At 69.3% G+C, this 1,159-nt stretch carries 1 protein-coding gene; it reads right to left on the reverse strand.

Annotated elements, in window-relative coordinates:
- Positions 1-288: 288 nt before the first annotated feature.
- The gene (locus KBX53_RS33685) at positions 289-921 is read right to left on the reverse strand and encodes an MBL fold metallo-hydrolase (RefSeq protein WP_030337937.1); all 633 of its coding nucleotides are present in this window, start codon (positions 919-921) and stop codon (positions 289-291) included.
- Between the last annotated feature and the right edge of the window lie 238 nt (positions 922-1,159).

Here is a 1,159-nt window from a genome sequence, read left to right on the forward strand (position 1 = left end):
GTCGTATCCGGACGAAACCGCAACGCCGCCGGTCGTCGTCCGGGCCCGCCGCAGGCTGGCCAGTTCTTATGGAACAGGCCCTAGGAGCGAGGGCCGGTAACGGGTATCTGGCCGGGTGGATGTGATCGCCGGTTGCCGGCTGTCCGTCCGGCAGTGTGTGACGGTGGCGGGTGGTCGAGCCGGCCCGGGTCGAACGCCCGGAACTTCTTGCCCACCGCTGCCGTACGCGCACCCCTTCAGGAGCGATCACGAGACGCCCGCGGACTGCCGGTTTCTGGAAACCCGCTCCTAGCGGATCGTCACCGACTCCCCGACCGGGATACGCGCGTACTCGGTGCCGCCCTTGAAGTCCAACCAGCCGTCGAAGTACTCCTGGCCGAGTTCGTTGAGCGTGGCGTCGTGGATCGGGAACGCCCGCTCCGGCCGTACCGCCCGCACGAAGTCCAACGCCTCACTGAGCTTGAGCCAGGGTGCGGCAGCCGGCACGAGCAGCGTCGCCACCGGCGACGGCGGGACGAACAGCGAGTCGCCCGGGTGGTAGACCGTGCCGTCGACGACGAAACCGACGTTGGCGCAGCCCGGCAGACCGTCGTAGATCTCGGCGTGCGCCCCACCCACCACGTCGACGGCGAACCCGGCCGCCGTGAACCGCTGTCCCGCGTCGACGGCGACCGCCGCGCCGCCCAGCTCGGGGGCCGACGCGATCGCTGCCGACGGCAGGTACACCCGGAACGCGGAGTTGCGCTGACTCGCCGCCACGAGCTTGTCGATGTCGAGATGGTCGGGATGCTCGTGCGTCACCAGCACCTCGTCGACCCCGTCGAGCGCTTCGGCCTCCGAGAACGTCCCCGGGTCGATCACCAGCACCCGGTCGTCCGCCTCCAGGCGCACACAGGCGTGGCCGTATTTGATCAAACGCATACGCCCACTATGGCACCGACGAACGGCGGCGACCTGCTCGGCGTCCGGCCGGGTGGTCCCCAACGGGGGTGAGCCCCAGCGCCTCGATCAATCGATCATGATGCCTGGAATTGTCGTACGTACGTTCTAGTCTCGGGTCATGGTCGAGGAGTTGGCGCAGGCAGACGCCGCGGTCGCCGCGTGTGTCGACGCCGCCGCCTGGGCCCTTTCCGAGCAGGACCTGATCGCCGCGCTCGAC

The sequence above is a fragment of the Micromonospora sp. M51 genome (genome assembly GCF_018070305.1).
Lineage (GTDB): Bacteria > Actinomycetota > Actinomycetes > Mycobacteriales > Micromonosporaceae > Micromonospora > Micromonospora parva.

Excerpts from the sequence above, each read along its gene's own strand:
- KBX53_RS33685 (WP_030337937.1), bottom strand. The coding sequence starts at position 921 with ATGCGTTTGATCAAATACGGCCACGCCTGTGTGCGCCTGGAGGCGGAC.